At 68.5% G+C, this 479-nt stretch carries 1 pseudogene; it reads right to left on the bottom strand.

Annotated features, from left to right (window positions below):
* Positions 1 to 457 (bottom strand): annotated as a pseudogene (locus WDW90_RS41265) (IS701 family transposase); the annotation flags it as partial.
* Positions 458 to 479 lie beyond the last annotated feature (22 nt).

Genomic DNA, 479 nt, shown 5'->3' on the forward strand with positions numbered 1-479 from the left:
CACGCCAGAGCGCGTAGCGAACCGCCGCGAGGGCGTCGATGAAGGTCGGCTTTGGTTTGGCGTACCATGCGGCCGTCGTGATCCGGGCGCGTTCGCGGATCGGCAGACGGCTGGCGAGCAGCGTCACGATCGAGAACAGCGCGAGCAGGCAGGGTGTGGTGCGGGCGATGGCCTTGTCCGACCACTGCCGCTGCGTCTCCACGCCGAGGTGAGCGCGAGCCTCTTGGAAAGTGACCTCGACGTTCCAGCGGCGCACGAACCAAGACACGACCTGTACCGGCTCGCGGTTGATGTCGGTGCAGAGCAGGGCCTGCGGTGCGAAGCGGCTCTCGGGATCGCGCACCAGCACCCATCGGATCGGCACGACCGGCAAGCCGCCGTGCCGCCAAACTGCGGTCGCAGTGGCGATCTCGATGGTGCGCTCACCCGCTCCATACCAGCCGGGCATGACGGTCATCTGCCACCTCGTGCGCGGGGCC

It is taken from the genome of Methylobacterium nigriterrae, from assembly GCF_037106235.1.
Taxonomy (GTDB): domain Bacteria; phylum Pseudomonadota; class Alphaproteobacteria; order Rhizobiales; family Beijerinckiaceae; genus Methylobacterium; species Methylobacterium nigriterrae.